Source organism: Neorhizobium sp. 2083 (assembly GCF_031455615.1).
GTDB lineage: Bacteria > Pseudomonadota > Alphaproteobacteria > Rhizobiales > Rhizobiaceae > Neorhizobium.
Window position 1 is genome coordinate 120912 of sequence record NZ_JAVDTC010000001.1, and the last position, 18226, is coordinate 139137.

Genomic DNA, 18226 nt, shown 5'->3' on the forward strand with positions numbered 1-18226 from the left:
TCTAGGCTCGCTCAAGCTGGACGAGATCGAGACCGTCCCCCAGCTCGCGACGGGCCGCTTCGACCAGGCTCATCTGGTGGGTAAAGAGCACGGTCTGGAATTTTTCGCCTGCCGCCGCCAGCGTCCGGATACCGGCCGCGGTGCGCTCGTCATCGAAGGTCTGGAAAATATCGTCGAGGATCAGCGGCGCCGGTTCGTTGCGGCTGCAATAATCCTCGAGGAAGGCGAGCCGCAAAGCCATGTACAGCTGGTCGCCGGTGCCTTCGCTCAGTCCGTCGAGGCGCACCTGCTCGCCGGTTCTGCGCTCGACGGCAAGCTGCAGCTCGTCCTTTTCGTCATAGACCTGGACGAGGCGCGAGAAGCGGCCGCCGGTCAGATCGGCAAAAACCTGCCCTGCCCGCTGCATGACCGGATCGGCCTGGCGCTCGCGATAGGCTTCCATCGAACTTGCCAGAAGGCCGGCCGCGAGTTTCAGCACCACCCAGCGCCGCGCCAGTTCCTTGGCCTCCGTTTCGGCGGCGAGCTTCTGGAAGACGGCGCGTTCGGCACCGATGCCGGTTTCCAGCTCGCGGCGGCGGCGTTCGCTATCCGCCTGGGCGATACCGAGCGCCTTCATCCGCTCGACCTGGCGGGCATCCTCGGCATCCAGCCGCTCGATTTCCAGCCCTGCGGCGATCCTGTCGAAACCCACGAGCGCTGCGCGCGCCTCGTCCTCGCTGGCACCATCCGCCTGTTCGGCAAAGCGGACGCGGCATTGCGCAAGGCTCGCCTCCAGCCGGTTGCGCTCCTGGAGATCGCGGAGAAGGCCATCGGCCTCCTCGATGTCCTTGGATGCGGCCGAGGCCAGCTCCTGGATTTCCGCCAAAAGCGCCTGCGCCTCCGCCGAATGGCGGGCGACGGCAAGTTCCGCCCGCTCCAGCGCCGACGAAAGCGTGGCCCGCTGGTTCGCGGCGGTACGGGCGCCCATGGCGCGGTCGTTGAGCATGCCGGCCGCGGCATCGGCGGGGAGCAAAGCCAGATCCGGCGACACCTCGGCGGCGATCCGGCGCACCTCCGTCTCGAAATCCTCCATGTCGCGGGCCATGCCGCGCACGCGGCGGTCGCGGTTTTCCCGCTCGGACAGCAGATCCGGCACGGTGCGCCACACCTCCAGCGCCGCCAGAGCCATATCGACGGTCGCGTCTTCGGGAAGCCCCGCCAGGACTGCCGCATTGGCAAACGTGGTACGCCAACGCTCTATATCGCGGCGGAGGGACGTCTCGCGCTCCTCCAGCTTTTTCAAAGCTTCCTCGGCGGAATGACGCTTGCCTTCCATCGACCGGCTGTCGCTCCAGCGCTCGGCGAGTTCGCCGATCCGGCGTTCGAGCCCGCGGGCGAGAGCGGGCGGCGGCAGGGCCACCGCGGCCAGACCGATCGCGTCGGCCAGCGCCAGCAGTGCCGGCTTGAGCTTCTCTTCCCTGAGGCGCAGCGCCTCAAGCTCGTCGCGCGCCTCGTTCAATGCGCCCGACAGCAGCGAAAGCCCGTCGACGGCGCGGCGCCAGTCGATCATCCGCTCAGGGGTCGACGGCGTTACGGGCGCGGCATGGAAAAGGTCTTCGAATTCGGTGACGGCGTCAGCGGCGGCAATGCCGCTTTCCTTTGCGGCAATCTCGGCGGCGGCGATCGCCTGTTGCAGTTCCCGCTGCCGCAGGGTGAGCTGGGCATGCCGCGACACGCGCTCGGCATCGGCAAGTGCTGCATCGGCAAGCCGGTCGGCTTCCGCGACGGCGATCTTCAGTTCACCGAGTTTTTCCGCCGACGGCTTTGCCCCAAGCGTGTCGATCTTCTCGTCGCGGCCCGCCCTTGCCGCCGCGATATGCTCGCGGGAGACGATCCTGCCCTGCCCTTCCAGGGCCGCAAGCTGGCTGGCGATTGCGCCGGCTTCGTCCCTGAGGCCGGCGAGTTTCCGATCTGCCTGCCCGCTTTCCGCCTTCGCAGCCTCGATCAGGCGGCGATGCGTAGCAAGCGTCGCGATATCGGGCAGCGGCACCGAGAGAAGGCGTTCAATATCCCTGACCGGCGGGTCGAGGCGAGCCGCAGCCGCGGCGAGATCGCTTTGCGCGCGGGCGACACGCACCTGCATGGTTTCGAGGGCGGCAAGCTCGCCGATGTCGGGACGCAGTGCCACGAGCTGCTCCGCCCAGGGTTTCGGGTCGATCACCCGGCTGTCTGGGCCTTGATCGCCCAGCCGGCGCAGAACATCCTGGGCGTCCTCGATCTGCTGGCGAAGCTGCCGGGCATTGCGGTCAAGCTCGCTGCCCTCCTCGACCAGTTTGCGCAGGCGCATCAGATCGGCATCGGCCGGCTGGGCGCGCTGGAGTTCCTCCAGCTTGCCGAAGCCGAGCCGGCGGGCCGACTGGGCGATACGCTGGTCGAAATCGTCCACTTCGCCGCGCACCCGGGCGATGTCTTCGCGCGCCTTGAGATAGGCGCCCTTCTCTGCATGGGCGGCCAGGATTTTTGGCGCTGCGGCTATCAGCGCCTCGTCGACATGCACGGCGCTGATCTCGTCGCGCAGACGCGATAGCTCCGCCTCTGCCGCCTTCAGCGCCACACCGTTCCTGTGCCCCGCCTCCAGAGCGGCGGCCAGGCGCTCCTCGAAGCCGGCCGGCAGCGCAGCCAGCGCCTGATATTGCACGAGCATTTCCCGCTCGCGGTCGATCTCCCGCAGCACCGGTTCCAGCCGCAGCAGCGTCCTGAACCGGTCGAGGGCCCGTCTGGTTTCCTGCCGTTCGGTCTGCACCGCGGCAAGGTCCGCCTCGATCTCGGCCTGCTCGGCAAGCAGCTTCTTCCAGTCGCCGGATTTCAGCTCGTTGTCACGCTCAGCCTTGCGGGCCTCGTCGTGGCTGTCGAGCACCTGATAGAACAGACGGTCCTTGGAGCGGCGCGGCGCATAGATGCCGTCGGCCTCCGTTTCGAACGACTTGCGCAGGTCGGAAACACCGGTCAGGCCCGAGGCGGCGGAGAAAAGGAGGCTGCCGATCTCGCCGCCGCTTTTCAGCATCGTCTCGCCGCCGGCCCGCAGCGATGCGGAATCGAGGCCGAAGGCGCGTTCGAACACGTCGCGGGACAGGGTGCCGAGGAACGGCGCCAGCGAATCTTCGGGCAAGGCTTCTTCCGCCTCGGTGGCAGCGAGCAGCGTATTCTTGCGGCCGCGGCGGCGGCGGAATTCGAGCGCCTGGCCGTCGCGGCTGGTGATCGCCGCACCGACGCGGAGCGACGTCGCATCGTGGAGGAAACTATATTCAGCGGCTGCCGGGAAACCGAACAGCAGGTCCGAGATCGCCGACAGCGCCGAGGATTTTCCGGCCTCATTCGGTCCGTAGATCACGTGCAGTCTGGCGTCCGGGCGAAAGGTAAGCGTCCGGTCGGTGAGCGCGCCGTAGCGCAGGATGTCGAGTCGGTTGAAACGCATGGATCAGCCAGCCTTTGCGGCGCGCGCGAGCAGAAGATCGCGGGCCTCGGCCAGCAGCGCTTCGGCATCGTCGCCGAGCGCCAGATCGCCGGCGCCGATGCCGCCCGGCAGGCGCGCGGTGATCTCGGCGATCTTGGCGTTCGCATCGGCGAGCAGTTCCGCGGGAAAGCCATCGATGGGGATCAGGCCTTCGAGGCCGAGCATGTCGGTCGCGACGCTCGTCCCGTTGGTTGCCGGCTCAAGCCGCAGTTCCAGCTTTTCGAGCCAGATATCCTCGTGGGAGCGATGGCAGGCGGCCTGTACCTCGTCGCGAAAATCCTCGGCGCGGGCCATGACTTCGTTGCGGAAGCGGCTTTTGCCGGTGAGACGGATACGCAGCGCCAGCGGCCGGCCCTCCATGCGTTCGGTTGCCTCTTCCAAGGCGCCTTCGATGCGGCGCAGGATTGCCGGGATGTTGTCATCCGGTTCGACCGCGACGACGAGTTCGGCGAAACGGGCGCTGTCGGTGATGATCCGTTCATGAGTGATACGGCCATCTTCCACGGTCACCAGCACGGCGCCTTTCGCCCCCTGTTCCCGGATCGAGCGGCCCTGGAGATTGCCTGGGAAAACAACCAGCGGATCTTCGGCGACGATCTCGAAATCATGCACATGGCCGAGGGCCCAATAATCGTAGCCGCGCGAGCGCAGGTCCTCGACCGAGCACGGCGCATAGGGCGCGTGCGGCTCGCGGCCGGTCAGCGACGTATGCAGCACGCCGATGTTGAACCAGCCCGTTTCCGGCCTCGGATAGGCAAGCGCCAGGTTGTCGACGGCCGAACGCTCGGCGAAACCCTGGCCGTGCAGCGCCACCTTCAAATGATCGAGCTTGAAGCTGCCCGGCTTGTTGACCGGGAATTCGCTGACATTCTTCGGCAACGTGATCGTTTTGGTGATGACGCTTTCGGCATCGTGGTTGCCTTTGAGAAGGAAGACCGGGATGCCGGCGCGCTCCAGCCGCGCCACTTCGCGGTTGAAGAACAGACCGATCTTGTTGTCCTTCCAGTCGCCGTCATAAACGTCGCCGGCGACGATGAAGAAGTCCGCCTTGCGTTCAATGGCCTGATCCACCAGCGCCGAAAAAGCCCGGCGGCTCGCCTCGATGAACAGTTCGGCAATCGCCGCATCCTTCAGCGCCAGCCCCTGGAAGGGACTGCCGAGATGCAGGTCGGCGGCGTGAATGAATCGGAAGGAGGTCATCGAATCGCTTGTTTCGGTTGCCGGAGCTGATCAGGTGTTTTAGGCAAATGCCGGGCACGAAGAAAGCTCAGGGCTCCGCAGCCTGTGGATAGCCCAATTCCATTCGGAGGACATCATGAGAAACCATGCGTTCGGGCGCACATCCTTCACCGTCAGCGAGATCGGGTTCGGTGCCTGGCAGATCGGCGGCGCCTGGGGCGACGTCAGCGAGACGGATGGTGCAAAGGCGCTGGAAGCGGCACTCGATGCCGGCGTCACCTTCATCGATACCGCCGACGTCTATGGCGATGGACGCTCGGAAAAGATCATCGCCGGCGTCCTGAAATCGCGCGGGGGCGTTCGTCCGATGGTCGCGACCAAGGCCGGACGGCGTCTCAGCCCTCATGTCGCCGACGGTTACACCAAGGCCAATCTCGAAGGCTTCATCGACCGCAGCCTCAAGAATCTCGAAATCGACAGCCTCGACCTCGTGCAGCTCCACTGCCCGCCGACCGAAGTGCTCTACCGCCCGGAAGTTTTTGGCGCGCTCGATGACCTTCGCAAGGCCGGCAAGATCAAGAACTACGGCGTCAGCGTCGAGAAGGTCGAAGAAGCGCTGAAGGCGATCGAATATCCCGACGTCACCAGCATCCAGATCATCTACAACATCTTCCGGCAGCGCCCGGCCGACCTGTTCTTCAGGCAAGCCAAGCAGAAGAACGTCGCGGTCATCGTCCGGGTGCCGCTCGCAAGCGGGCTGCTGTCCGGAAAAATCACCCGCGACACGGCTTTCGCCAAGGACGACCACCGCAACTTCAACCGGCATGGCGACGCTTTCGATGTCGGCGAAACCTTTGCCGGCGTGCCGTTCGAAGTCGGCCTCCAGGCGGTCGAGGAAGTCCGCAAGTTGGTGCCGGCGGGCGCGTCGATGGCGGCGTTTGCGCTCAAATGGATCCTGATGAACGAGGCGGTCACCGTCGTCATCCCCGGCGCCCGCAACGAGGCGCAGGCCAAGGGCAATGCGGCGGCTGCCGACCTCGCGGCGATCTCGGCCGAGGTGATGACGGCCACGAAGGAAATCTATGCGCGGCTGGTTGCCCCGCATGTGCACCAGCGCTGGTAGGATTGGAGCCGGCATCAACGGTCTGCGGCTTGCCCCTCATCCGGCTGCCGCCACCTTCTCCCCGTAGAAACGGGGAGAAGGGACTTGTGGCACCGCCGCGCTCCCTCCTCCTTCTCCCCGCATGCGGGGAGAAGGTCCCGGCAGGGGGATGAGGGGCGGCCCCGCTCGAAATCAAAAGGCCGGGCGTAAAAACCCGGCCTTTCCTTATTCGGCATCCATGAAGACGCTCAGTTGGTGCCCTTGAGATCGACCGCGAAGAACAGGGTCTCGCCGGACGAGTCGTCCACGCCGTCGTTATCAGTGACGGCGAAGGCCTTGCCGGACTTGTCGAAGGTAAAGCCTTCGAGCTTGTCGGCGATGTAGCCGTTCGATGCGGTCTTCAGGTCGACCAGGAAATCATGGGCTTCCTGCTTCTTGACCACCGGCAGCTCGCTGCCGATCTTGGCCGGCTTCAGGTCGGCGATCGCCACCCGATAAAGCTTCTTCAGCTTGGCTGCGTCGCCGATCAGGTTGTCACGCTCGATGATATAGACGTAGTCGCCGTGCGCGGTGATTTCCGACAAGCCGACCCAGCCGGCTTCGGTCTTGTCGAGCTGGTAGCGTACCGCGCCCCATTCCTTGGTCTTCGGCTTGTAGGAGACGAGCTTGACGGTGCCCTTCGGATCGTCCTTCCACTCGCGCTGCATCGCCATCCACAGCACCATGTCGTCACCGGAACCGACCGTCGTCACGCCTTCGAAGCCGTAGCGGGTCTCGCCGGCGAGCAGGTCCGCAGGCAGGCCGATCTCGGCCTTGATCTCGCCCTTGGCGTTGACGTTGTAGAGGCCATGGCCGGTCAGCTTGGCGGAATCGCCTTCGGAGGCGAGCCAGAAACCGCCCTTGCCGTCGAGCGCGATGCCTTCGATGTCGAGCTTTTGGGCCGGCTGGCCTTCGCGGGTGATGCGGACGACGCCAGTGATCTCGGCCGGTTTTTTGCTGGTGTCGATGGTGAAGATCGACGGCTGCATGCTGTAGACCGAGTCGCTGACGGCATAGAGGATGCCGTCCTTCTGGGCATCGCCGACCAGACCGGAAAGCGCGCCCCAGCCGAGCACGTTGCCGTCGACATCCTTGGAGACGAGCTTCGGATAATTCGCCACGCCCTCTTCCAGCGCATAGATCATCACATGCGAACGGGCGCCGCCGTCCTTGCCGAGGTCGAGTTCGTTGGCGGTCGCAAACAGGTTGCGGCCGGGAATGGCGACGGCGCCTTCCGGCGAAATGCCGGACGGCAGGATCTGCATGAGCTGCGGCTCGGCACCGGTGTCCTTGTAGACGGCGACGACCGAGGCGCGTTCGGCGAGCAGGAAGAAGTACTTCTGACCGTTGAAGGTCGCGGCTTCCATGCCTTCGACCTCGATGCCCTTCGAGCGCGCGCGCTTTTCCGGGAAGTGACCGAGGCGGGCAACCGCGCGCTCCAGCGAAGCGCCGGATTCGTAGAGGACCTTGCCGGCGCGGTCGAAAATGGTGAAGCCGCGCGAGCCGCCCTTCCAGTCGCCTTCGTTGGCGACGACCAGACGGTTGTTGTCGAGCCACTTGATGGCGTCCGGTTCGCGCAGCACGCCCGAGGCCTTGCCGGTGAAGGACAGCTGGCCGTCGGTCTTGTTGTCGATGCCTTCGAGATCGGCCTTGCCGGCGGAGAAATGGCCGGTGACCTGGCCGGTCTTGCCGTCGACGATGACGATCTCGTTGTTTTCCTGCATCGTGAGCGCGATTTCGCCATTGTCGTTGATGGCGACGAATTCGGGCTCCGGATCTTCCGGGGCGATGCCGGCAAGGCCGGTCAGCGTCACGTGCCTGATCGAGGCGCAGTCGGCGACGCCGTCCTTGAGCGACACGATGACGAGGTCGCCGGCCGGCATCTGCGGGAGGGCGCCGTCGTTGACGTCCTCGTCGCGCTCGTTCTCGATGGCGATCGCGGCAAAGGTCTTGTCCTTGGAGACGGCGATCGAGTCCGGCTGGCCGCCGAGATCGCAGGTCAGGTCGACCTTCTTCGTCGCGATATCGACGACGGCGAGCATGCCGGTCGGCTTCTGTTTGTTTTCACCGGTGTTGACGGCGGCCAGAACCTTCTTGCCGACTGCGGCGACCGACGTCGGCTCGCCCTTGAAGGTGACGGCTCCGAGCGCCTTCGGGGCCTTGGGGTCGATGATGTCGATGAAGCCGATCGCGCCGAGCGGGCTGTCGGAATAGATGAGCGTCATGCCGTCTTCGCTGGCGGTGACGATTTCGGCCGAGCTCGGGCTCAGCTTGTCCTTGTCGGCAGGAAGATTGCCGGCAACCGGGAAGGATGCGATGCGGTTGAAAACCTGCTCGGCGTTTGCCGGAACGGCGACCGAGGCGAAAAGCGCCGCGGTCAGCGCGGCACGCAGTGAAAACGTCATGGGAGGCCCCTCCTGTCCATAAAACTACAGGTGGCTTTTGGGCCATGGCCGTGACAGACGGATGACAGTTTTCGCATCCAGGGTTGCGGCCGCAGGATAATGGCGGTCCAAAGAGAAAGGCCCAGGTCGAAACCCGGGCCTTCCATAAAAACGAGACTGTAACAGGGTGCCCCGAGGGCAGCGTGTTAGCTGTTGACTGCGTCCTTCAGGCCCTTGCCGGCCGAGAACTTCGGCACGTTGCGTGCCGGGATGTCGACTTCGGCGCCGGTCGAAGGATTACGACCCTTGGACGCCTCGCGACGGGAAACGGAGAAGCTGCCGAAACCGGCGAGACGGATATCGCCGCCCTTCTTCAGTTCAGCCTGTACGGTCTCAAAAACGGCGTCTACAGCGGATGCGGCATCAGCCTTGGAGAGGCCGGCCTTCTCGGCCACTGCGGATACCAACTCATTCTTATTCATGTTTCCACCCCTTTCAAACGGTTTTGGAACGACTCATGTAATCGGGGCAGACAATAGTCAGGTGCCCGCCCGTGGCAACCCAAAAGCTCCGCAATCGCCTGAAAAACAAGGGGTAAGCATTAGTTTTCACAAAAAAAGCCGGCGTTGTGCCGGCTTTTTTCATTGCTGGTGCCAATTTGGCATAACCAAAAGGCTATCGATCAGTGCGCGACGGGCGCACCTGCGTCGTCAACGCCATCGACCGTGGTGATCAGCGGCGTTTCCACCGTGCCGTCCCATTCGATCGCTTCCGGCTGGCGCACGAGGGCGTGACGGATCACCTCGCCCATGCGGGAGACCGGAATGATCTCCATGTTGTTCTTCACGTTGTCCGGAATCTCGGCCAGATCCTTGGCGTTTTCTTCCGGGATCAGAACGGTCTTGATGTTGCCGCGCAGGGCAGCAAGCAGCTTTTCCTTGAGGCCGCCGATCGGCAGCACGCGGCCGCGAAGGGTGACTTCGCCCGTCATCGCCACGTCCTTGCGGACCGGGATGCCGGTCATGATCGAGACGATCGCAGTCGCCATGCCGACGCCGGCCGACGGGCCGTCCTTCGGGGTCGCCCCTTCCGGAACGTGTACGTGGATGTCCGACTTGTCGAAGCGCGGCGGCTCGATGCCGAAGTCCACCGCACGCGAGCGGACATAGGATGCCGCCGCCGAGATGGATTCCTTCATCACGTCCTTCAGGTTGCCGGTCACGGTCATGCGACCCTTGCCCGGCATCATCACGCCTTCGATCGTCAGCAGTTCGCCGCCGACTTCCGTCCAGGCGAGACCGGTGACCACGCCGACCTGATCCTCGCCCTCGGCTTCGCCGTGGCGGAAGCGCGGAACGCCGAGATAGTCGGATATGTTGGCAGCGGTGATCGCAACCGACTTGGTCTTGCCCTTGATGATCTCGGTGACCGCCTTGCGGGCAAGCTTCATCAGTTCACGCTCGTAGCTGCGGACGCCGGCTTCGCGGGTGTACTGCTGGCTGATCGCCATCAGGGCGTCGTCGGTGACCGAGAACTCGTTCGGCTGCAACGCATGTTCCTTGATCGCCTTCGGCAGAAGGTGACGCTTGGCGATTTCGCGCTTCTCATCCTCGGTGTAACCGGCGATGCGGATGATTTCCATGCGGTCCATCAGCGGTGCCGGTATGTTCAGCGTGTTCGCCGTGGTGATGAACATCACGTCGGACAGGTCGTATTCGACTTCCAGGTAGTGGTCCATGAAGGTCGAGTTCTGCGCCGGATCGAGCACTTCGAGCAGGGCCGAAGACGGGTCGCCGCGGAAATCCATGCCCATCTTGTCGATTTCGTCGAGCAGGAAGAGCGGGTTGGACTTCTTGGCCTTCTTCATCGACTGGATGACCTTGCCGGGCATCGAGCCGATATAGGTGCGGCGGTGACCGCGGATCTCGGCCTCGTCACGGACGCCGCCGAGCGCCATGCGCACGTATTCGCGGCCGGTCGCCTTGGCGATCGACTGGGCGAGCGAGGTCTTGCCGACGCCCGGAGGGCCGACGAGGCAGAGAATCGGGCCCTTGATCTTGGTGGCGCGGGCCTGCACGGCGAGATATTCGACGATGCGTTCCTTGACCTTGTCGAGGCCGAAGTGATCCGCTTCGAGGATCTTCTCGGCATTGTTGAGGTCGGCCTTGATCTTCGACTTCTTGCCCCACGGAATGCCGAGCAGCCAGTCGAGATAGTTGCGCACGACGGTGGCTTCCGCCGACATCGGGCTCATCTGCTTGAGCTTCTTCAGCTCGGCATCGGCCTTTTCGCGGGCTTCCTTGGAGAGCTTGGTCTTGGAGATGCGCTCTTCCAGTTCGGCCATCTCGTCGCGGCCTTCCTCGCCGTCGCCGAGCTCCTTCTGGATCGCCTTCATCTGTTCGTTGAGGTAGTATTCGCGCTGGGTCTTTTCCATCTGGCGCTTGACGCGCGAGCGGATGCGCTTCTCGACCTGCAGAACCGAGATTTCGCCTTCCATGAAGCCGAGCGCCTTTTCGAGGCGCAGCTTGACGGAAACCGTTTCCAGCATTTCCTGCTTTTCGGTGATCTTGATCGACAGGTGCGACGCGACCGTATCGGCCAGCTTCGAATAGTCTTCGATCTGGCTTGCGGCGCCGACCACTTCCGGCGAGATCTTCTTGTTGAGCTTCACGTAGTTCTCGAATTCGGAAACCACGGAGCGCGACAGGGCCTCGACCTCGACCGCGTCCTCGTCCGGCTCGGCCAGAACGCTGGCCGTCGCTTCGTAGAACTCTTCACGGTCGGTATAGCCGTTGATCTTGGCGCGCGAGCGGCCTTCCACCAGAACCTTGACGGTGCCGTCGGGCAGCTTCAGGAGCTGCAGCACGTTGGCGACGGTGCCGACCTTGTAGATCGCAGAGGGTTCGGGATCGTCGTCGCCGGCATTGATCTGGGTGACCAGCATGATCTGCTTGTCGGAACCCATCACTTCTTCAAGCGCGCGAATAGACTTCTCCCGTCCGACGAACAAAGGCACGATCATATGCGGAAAGACCACAATGTCGCGCAGCGGCAGCACCGGATAGGTCTCGCTACCAGGCGTCGCAGACGTTGAATTCGTCATTTCATTTCCTTTCCATCGTCCCGTTTCCGGGATACGTCCCGGGCAAATCACCCGGGCACTTCACTCTCGCCCAAAGTGGAGTTTTTGAAATTTGATTTCAAGCCTTGCAAGGCCGCCGTCGCCTGGGATTGTGACAGGGGTATTACAAAGCGAGCGTACACAACGCCACGCGGAACGCCAAAGAACACGGGACGCGATCACCGATATTGCCAACCTGCAATCACAGCTGGCGAAGCACCGAAGTATTGATGATCTTACCGCACCGTCTCTAATGCAAGGCGAATATGATGTAATTCTTCGCGAGGCAAAAATGGGGGGAAAAACAAAAAAAGCAACCCGGTCCGCCAACATAAAAAGAGGCCCGTAAAGGGCCTCTTCAGGGTACTGGACGGGACGGCCGGATCAGGCCGAAACGTTGGCCTTTTCATCCTGCCGGTCGGCATAGATGTAGAGCGGCCGGGCGTTTCCGAGCACGACGTCGTCCGAGATGACCACCTCGCGCACGCCTTCGAGCGTCGGCAGTTCGAACATGGTATCGAGCAGGATCTTTTCCATGATCGAGCGCAGGCCGCGGGCGCCGGTCTTGCGGGTGATGGCCCGCTTGGCGATCTCGCGCAACGCATCCTCGTGGAAGGTCAGATCGACGTCCTCCATCTCGAACAGGCGCTGGTACTGCTTGATCAGGGCGTTCTTCGGCTCCGACAGGATCTGGATCAGCGCGTCCTCGTCGAGATCCTCGAGCGTCGCCAGAACCGGCAGACGGCCGATGAATTCCGGGATGAGGCCGAACTTGACCAGGTCTTCCGGCTCCAGTTCGCGCAGCACTTCGCCGACGCGGCGATCGTCCTGGGCCTTGACGGTCGCGCCGAAGCCGATCGAGGTCTTCTCGCCGCGGGCCGAGATGATCTTGTCGAGGCCTGCGAACGCGCCGCCGCAGATGAACAGGATGTTGGTCGTGTCGACCTGCAGGAATTCCTGCTGCGGATGCTTGCGGCCGCCCTGCGGCGGGACCGAGGCAACCGTGCCTTCCATGATCTTCAGAAGCGCCTGCTGCACGCCTTCGCCCGATACGTCGCGGGTGATCGACGGGTTGTCGGACTTGCGGGAGATCTTGTCGACTTCGTCGATATAGACGATGCCGCGCTGGGCGCGCTCGACGTTGTAGTCCGCAGCCTGCAGGAGCTTGAGGATGATGTTTTCGACGTCTTCGCCGACATAGCCGGCTTCGGTCAGCGTCGTGGCATCGGCCATGGTGAAGGGAACGTCGATGATGCGGGCGAGCGTCTGGGCAAGGTAGGTCTTGCCGCAACCGGTCGGTCCGACGAGCATGATGTTCGACTTCGCAAGCTCGACGTCGCCGCCCTTGGAGGCGTGCGCCAGGCGCTTGTAGTGGTTATGCACCGCGACCGACAGGATGCGCTTGGCCTGCTTCTGGCCGATGACGTATTCGTCGAGGACCTTGATGATGTCCTGGGGCGTCGGAACGCCGTCGCGGGACTTGACCATCGAGGTCTTGTTCTCTTCGCGGATGATGTCCATGCACAGTTCGACGCATTCATCGCAGATGAATACGGTCGGCCCGGCAATCAGTTTCCGGACCTCGTGCTGGCTCTTTCCGCAGAAAGAGCAATACAGGGTATTCTTGGAGTCGCCGCCGTTGCTGCCGCTGACCTTGCTCATATCACTTTCCTTCCAGCACTCCGCACTCTCGTCAAAACGGGCGCGGTCCACTCTACCGCTTGCCGGCGCGCGCCCGACGGGCCTTGCGCGCCTGCCTTGCCTTAAGGGTACTCTACCGATCCTGCCCACACCATGCCGGATCAGCGGCAACGAAACCCTTAAGAAACGAACGCCATGTCATAAAAGTTCAACACAGCATTAATAAGTACTAATAGCGGTTTCCGTGCGACTTGAAACCCCTTTTTGCTCACAACGGGGTGAGACGCACGGATCACGCCATCAAACTCAGTCGCCGGATACGCCTTCGATTTCCTGACGCGATGTCAGGATCTTGTCGATGACGCCCCAATCCTGGGCTTCGTCGGCCGTCATGAAGTGGTCGCGGTCGAGGGTCTTTTCGACTTCCTCGTAGGTGCGGCCGGTGTGCTTCACGTAGACCTCGTTCAAACGCCTTTTCATCTTCAATATGTCACGAGCGTGACGCTCGATGTCGGATGCCTGACCCTGGAAGCCGCCGGAAGGCTGATGCACCATGATGCGCGAGTTCGGGGTGGCAAAACGCATCCCCTTCTCGCCGGCGCACAGAAGCAGCGAACCCATGGAGGCAGCCTGACCGATGCAGAGCGTCGAAACCGCCGGCTTGATGAACTGCATCGTATCGTAGATCGCCATGCCGGCCGTCACGACGCCGCCGGGCGAATTGATGTAGAGCGCGATTTCCTTCTTCGGGTTTTCCGCCTCGAGGAAGAGAAGCTGGGCGCAGATCAGCGACGCCATGTAGTCTTCGACGGGGCCCGTCAGGAAGATGATGCGCTCTTTCAGAAGACGCGAATAGATGTCGTAGGAACGCTCACCGCGGTTGGTCTGTTCGACGACCATGGGCACCAAGGCCATTGCGGTATCAACTGGATTTCTCATGTCCGTCCTTTGTCAAGCTTCTCTTGATCCCTGGCCGAAGGCATAAAGGCGCTCCGGAATCAAATGGAATGGTCATCCCTACATAGAGTGTCAACGCCCGGTACTTCAAGACGGAGCATCCGATATCCTTAACTGCCCGGGGATGCGCGAGGCTGACCGCTATTACGATTCTTGCCCGGCCACAGCGGGCGGACGCCCCATTTCGTTTGATGGCACAGGTTTTTGAGCGATCAGGGTAAAGCAGGGATGAACATCGTCCCGAAATTCCCCCTTGCTCCGGTGCAAACGCAGGATTTTCTGCCATCCGTGCAACGTCGTCTTAAAGACTGCATGTGAATATGTGCCCGCTCGACATCGAGTATGGGAGTTTCGGGTGGATATTTTAACGGGCCTGATGATCTGGGCGGCGGAGGCGCTGACGCTCGCCGTCCTCCTGTGCTCCCGCTGGTATTACGAACGGGACCGCTTCTATCTCAGCTGGGGCAGCGGTTTTGCGCTGCACGGCATCGGCGTCGTGCTGGTGACGCTGCGCGGCGACATCCCCGATTTCATCTCCATCCAGATCGCCAACACGGCGGTGCTCGCCGGTGTCGGCCTGTGGATCGCCGGACTGCTGCAATTCGACCGGAAGCCGGTGGACGCCTATATCGCCATCCCGGCGCTTCTGTGGGTGGCGGGCATGTTCCTCTACCCGATCCGCGAAAACTTCGCCTACCGGGTTGCCCTTCACAACGGCGCGACCATGGTCGGTCATGCGATCATGATCTATATTCTCCTTGGCAATGACGGCGCGTCGAAGCTGACGCGACGGGTGCTGGCGACTTTCCTCGCCATTCAATTTTGCGCGAACGGCGTGGTCGCAGTCCTGGCGATCGCCGGCGAGGCGAAATCCTTCGGCACGGCGCCGCAATCTCCCTGGCTGCTGTTCCCGGCGGCGATCTGCTTCATCGCCAGCATCATGACCGGCGCCAAGCTTTTGACCGAGCGCTCGGAAGAGAAGCTCAAGACGCTTGCCGTCACCGATCCGCTGACCGGCGTTCTCAACCGGCGCGGCCTGATCGACCAGTTCCATGCCCTGAAGAAGATCGAGGACGAAGCGAAGCCGCTGATCGCACTCCTGCATTTCGACCTCGACAATTTCAAGCAGATCAACGACCGCTGCGGCCACCAGGCCGGCGATTCGGTGCTTATCGCCTTTTCGCAGGTTGGCCAGACATCGCTGCGCGGCCGCGGTTTCTTCGGACGCATGGGCGGCGAGGAATTCGCCTCCATCCTGCGCGTCGCCGACATGATCGAGGCCGCCAGCATTGCCGAGGCGATCCGCCTGACGCTGAAGCGACAGACCATCGCCGCCGGCGAGCACAGCATCACGGTCACCGTCAGCGCCGGCATATCGCTGGCTGCCGCCGAAACAGCCGACCTCGACCTGCTGCTCAGCGCCGCCGACCGGGCGCTCTACACCGCCAAGGACAGCGGCCGCGACCGCACCGCGATCGACACCGGCACCGAAGCCTCGATCGTTCCGGCCGTCGACCGGCAGGGCGAAGAGGAAGCCCCGACGGACGTACGCGCCAGCCGGCAGGTCGCCGCCCTGAAACGCATCGCTTCGCTCGGCAAGCGCTGACATCCTCTTGTCCTCTTCGTCCTGAAACCCACATTCGTCCGCAGGGATAAATGCGGAGGGTGCGTCATGCGGGCGCGATTTTTCACGACGAGACTTTTCACCGGCATTGTTCTTTCTTCGGGTCTGATGCTTGCGGCCGACGCAACCCTTGCCCAGCAGGCGTCCGATACGGTTGCGCCGGAACGGGCGACCGGGTTCACATCGGCCAAACGCGTCGAGACCAAAAACTTCATGGTCGCCGCCGCCAATCCGCTGGCAGCCGAGGCCGGGCGCGAGGTGATCGCCAAAGGCGGCAACGCCATCGATGCGGTGATTGCCGTGCAGACCGTGCTCGGCCTCGTCGAGCCGCAAAGCTCCGGGCTCGGCGGCGGCTCCTTCCTCGTCTACTACGATGCGGCTTCCAACCGGCTCACCACCTTCGACGGCCGCGAGACGGCGCCGATGGAGGCAACGCCCAAACTCTTCCTCGACGCGCAGGGCCAGCCGCTGAAGTTCATGGACGCGGTGGTCGGGGGCCGCTCGGTCGGCACGCCGGGGACGGTGCGCCTCCTCTCCGAAGTCCACAAACGCTACGGCAAGGCCGAATGGGCGAGCCTGTTCGAGCGGGCGGAAAAGCTCGCGACCGAGGGTTTCCAGGTCTCTCCCCGCATGGCCTCGATGATCGCCGCGGAAGGCGACCGGCTGAAGAAATACGACGGGCCGCGCGGTTATTTCTACGACGCGTCAGGTGCCCCGCTGAAAGCCGGCACCGTGCTCAAGAACCCCGCCTATGCCGAGACGCTGAAAACGATCGCGACCGGAGGCGCCGATGCCTTCTACAAGGGGCCGATCGCCGAGGCGATCGTCCGGACGGTGCGCGAAGCACCGGGCAATCCCGGCGTCCTGTCGCTCGCCGACCTTGCCAATTACCGCGTCAAGGAACGTGAGCCGGTCTGCGCCACCTACCGCGCGCTCGATGTTTGCGGCATGGGACCGCCCTCCTCCGGCGCGGTCGCGATCGGTCAGATGCTCGGCGTGATCGAGAATTTCGACATCAAGGCGCTCGGACCCGGCAAGGCCGAAAGCTGGCGGATCATCGGCGATGCCCAGCGCCTCGCTTTTGCCGACCGCGAACGGTATCTCGCCGATCCGGATTTCCAGCCCCTGCCGATCAAAGGCCTGTTGAAGAAGGACTATCTCGGCAAGCGCGCCGCCCTGCTCGACGGTACGAAGGCGCTCCCGGCCGATGCGGTGAAGGCCGGCGAACCGGAATGGGACCATGCGCTGCTGTTCGGCCGCGATGCGGCGATCGAAATGCCCTCCACCAGCCATCTCGTCATCGTCGACAGAGAGGGCAATGTCGTCTCGATGACCACGACGATCGAAAGCGGTTTCGGCTCGCGGCTGATGACCAACGGCTTCCTGCTCAACAACGAGCTCACCGACTTCTCCTTCAAGACCCATGACGGCAGCCTGGCCGTCGCCAACCGCGTCGAACCAGGCAAGCGGCCGCGCTCGTCGATGGCGCCGACGATCGTGATGAAGGACGGCAAGCCGCTGCTCGCCATCGGATCGCCAGGCGGCAGCCAGATCATCGGCTACGTCGCCCAGGCGCTGATCGCCTATATCGACTGGGGCATGCCGGTGGAGCAGGTCGTCGCCCAGCCGCATTTCATCAACCGGTTCGGGCCTTACGAGATCGAGACCGGCACCGAGGCCGAAAAGCTCGCCGAGCCCCTGAAGGCGCTCGGCTACGAAGTGAAGCCGGGTGAGATGAATTCCGGCCTGCACGCGATCGAGATCACCGCAAGCGGCCTTGCCGGCAGCGCCGACCCGCGCCGCGAGGGCGCAGCCGTCGGGGAATGATCAGACGTCGGCTGAACCGTAAGCCAGGGCCGTTTTGGTCGGGCCGGCCGGATCGACCCATGGCGAGGCGAACAGCGTCTTCAGCGCCGCCCAGGCCCTGCGCGCGGCGACCTTGATATCCGCCTCGCCGTCCTGGAGCGGAAAGCGGAAGCTGAATTCCGCGGCGATCGGCTTCAGAAGCTCTCCCTCCTTCCACCAGAGGATGAGAGCACATTCCGCCTCGACGGCCTGGGAGAGCCGGATCCACCCGTCCTCATAGACATGTTCGACGACATGGAGGCCCGCGACGGTCTGAACCGGCGTCGCGGGAGCCGGAAGCGGGGCTTTTCGAATCTCCGTGTAAGGCGCAAGGCACTCGCCGACCGTTGCGGGCATATGCTGCGGATCGAATTCCGCTTCCACCGAACGGCTGAACAGCGCCCAGAACCGGGGCGTGCCGACAGGGGGATTGACCTTCACGTCCTCCTCGAATTTCGGCTCATCGTCCCCCCTTTTCCGCAGATCGAAATCCTGCGCTTCTGCAAGCAGGCGGTCGCCATGGCGGAACTTCAGGGTCGCCTTCCAGTCCTTCCTGGAACGCAGCGGACGGCGCATGCGGAAAACCAGGTCGGAACCGTGGTAGAGATCCTGCTCATCCGTATCCAGAAAGAAGACGTTGCGTTGCTTGTTATCCTTCTGGACGTCAAGCCCGGCGCGGGTATCGATGTCGGTCGCTTGCAGGACCGTGCCGACATGCTGCCAGAAGCGCTCCACGGCGGAACGACATGCAGCCTTGTCGCCTACGAATCTCTCCGCATGCAGCATGACCTTGTATTCGCGCGACGACAGGCTCACAGGCTTTTTCCCCTCCAGACAGCGC

General features: G+C 63.3%; 11 protein-coding genes. 3 read left to right on the top strand and 8 right to left on the bottom strand.

Features of this window, described 5'->3' with window-relative positions:
- Position 1: 1 nt before the first annotated feature.
- The gene (locus J2X76_RS00575) at positions 2 to 3454 is read right to left on the bottom strand and encodes an AAA family ATPase (RefSeq protein WP_310211958.1); all 3453 of its coding nucleotides are present in this window, start codon (positions 3452 to 3454) and stop codon (positions 2 to 4) included.
- A 3-nt stretch (positions 3455 to 3457) separates the two neighbouring features.
- Entirely contained in the window at positions 3458 to 4693 is a 1236-nt protein-coding gene (locus J2X76_RS00580) for a DNA repair exonuclease (RefSeq protein ID WP_310211961.1), read from the bottom strand.
- Positions 4694 to 4808: 115 nt separating this feature from the next.
- On the opposite strand from J2X76_RS00580, the gene J2X76_RS00585 reads away from it, so the two are divergent.
- On the top strand, positions 4809 to 5795 hold the full coding sequence (locus J2X76_RS00585) for an aldo/keto reductase (RefSeq protein ID WP_310211963.1): 987 nt from the start codon (positions 4809 to 4811) through the stop codon (positions 5793 to 5795).
- 227 nt (positions 5796 to 6022) lie between these two features.
- Here the strand turns inward: J2X76_RS00585 and J2X76_RS00590 are convergent, their stop codons facing one another.
- From J2X76_RS00590 to clpP, 5 genes are all read right to left on the bottom strand, one after another.
- The gene (locus J2X76_RS00590) at positions 6023 to 8218 is read right to left on the bottom strand and encodes an esterase-like activity of phytase family protein (RefSeq protein WP_310211968.1); all 2196 of its coding nucleotides are present in this window, start codon (positions 8216 to 8218) and stop codon (positions 6023 to 6025) included.
- Between the two features lie 185 nt (positions 8219 to 8403).
- On the bottom strand, positions 8404 to 8679 hold the full coding sequence (gene hupB / locus J2X76_RS00595) for a DNA-binding protein HupB (RefSeq protein WP_007753405.1): 276 nt from the start codon (positions 8677 to 8679) through the stop codon (positions 8404 to 8406).
- Between the two features lie 200 nt (positions 8680 to 8879).
- On the bottom strand, positions 8880 to 11300 hold the full coding sequence (gene lon / locus J2X76_RS00600) for an endopeptidase La (protein ID WP_113130297.1): 2421 nt from the start codon (positions 11298 to 11300) through the stop codon (positions 8880 to 8882).
- Between the two features lie 402 nt (positions 11301 to 11702).
- Entirely contained in the window at positions 11703 to 12980 is a 1278-nt protein-coding gene (gene clpX / locus J2X76_RS00605; RefSeq protein ID WP_113130298.1) for an ATP-dependent Clp protease ATP-binding subunit ClpX, read from the bottom strand.
- Positions 12981 to 13265: 285 nt separating this feature from the next.
- A complete protein-coding gene (gene clpP, locus J2X76_RS00610; RefSeq protein WP_113130299.1) occupies positions 13266 to 13898 on the bottom strand; it encodes an ATP-dependent Clp endopeptidase proteolytic subunit ClpP in 633 nt (210 codons plus the stop codon).
- 373 nt (positions 13899 to 14271) lie between these two features.
- On the opposite strand from clpP, the gene J2X76_RS00615 reads away from it, so the two are divergent.
- Together J2X76_RS00615 and ggt are read left to right on the top strand one after the other, a co-directional pair.
- Positions 14272 to 15522 (top strand): GGDEF domain-containing protein, encoded by a 1251-nt coding sequence (locus J2X76_RS00615; RefSeq protein ID WP_310211977.1) that lies wholly within the window; start codon positions 14272 to 14274, stop codon positions 15520 to 15522.
- A 66-nt stretch (positions 15523 to 15588) separates the two neighbouring features.
- Complete coding sequence (gene ggt / locus J2X76_RS00620) at positions 15589 to 17367, top strand: gamma-glutamyltransferase (RefSeq protein ID WP_405029960.1); 1779 nt, start codon at positions 15589 to 15591, stop codon at positions 17365 to 17367.
- Here the strand turns inward: ggt and J2X76_RS00625 are convergent, their stop codons facing one another.
- Positions 17368 to 18201 carry a hypothetical protein gene (locus tag J2X76_RS00625; RefSeq protein ID WP_310211980.1) on the bottom strand — a complete coding sequence of 278 codons (834 nt, stop codon included), beginning with the start codon at positions 18199 to 18201 and terminating at the stop codon, positions 17368 to 17370.
- Positions 18202 to 18226 lie beyond the last annotated feature (25 nt).

Bases quoted from the DNA above. Each gene is read 5' to 3' on its own strand.
- clpP (WP_113130299.1), bottom strand. From the start codon at position 13,898: ATGAGAAATCCAGTTGATACCGCAATGGCCTTGGTGCCCATGGTCGTC.
- clpX (WP_113130298.1), bottom strand. From the start codon at position 12,980: ATGAGCAAGGTCAGCGGCAGCAACGGCGGCGACTCCAAGAATACCCTG.
- ggt (WP_405029960.1), top strand. From the start codon at position 15,589: ATGCGGGCGCGATTTTTCACGACGAGACTTTTCACCGGCATTGTTCTT.
- J2X76_RS00575 (WP_310211958.1), bottom strand. From the start codon at position 3,454: ATGCGTTTCAACCGACTCGACATCCTGCGCTACGGCGCGCTCACCGAC.
- J2X76_RS00580 (WP_310211961.1), bottom strand. From the start codon at position 4,693: ATGACCTCCTTCCGATTCATTCACGCCGCCGACCTGCATCTCGGCAGT.
- J2X76_RS00590 (WP_310211968.1), bottom strand. From the start codon at position 8,218: ATGACGTTTTCACTGCGTGCCGCGCTGACCGCGGCGCTTTTCGCCTCG.
- lon (WP_113130297.1), bottom strand. From the start codon at position 11,300: ATGACGAATTCAACGTCTGCGACGCCTGGTAGCGAGACCTATCCGGTG.
- J2X76_RS00585 (WP_310211963.1), top strand. From the start codon at position 4,809: ATGAGAAACCATGCGTTCGGGCGCACATCCTTCACCGTCAGCGAGATC.
- hupB (WP_007753405.1), bottom strand. From the start codon at position 8,679: ATGAATAAGAATGAGTTGGTATCCGCAGTGGCCGAGAAGGCCGGCCTC.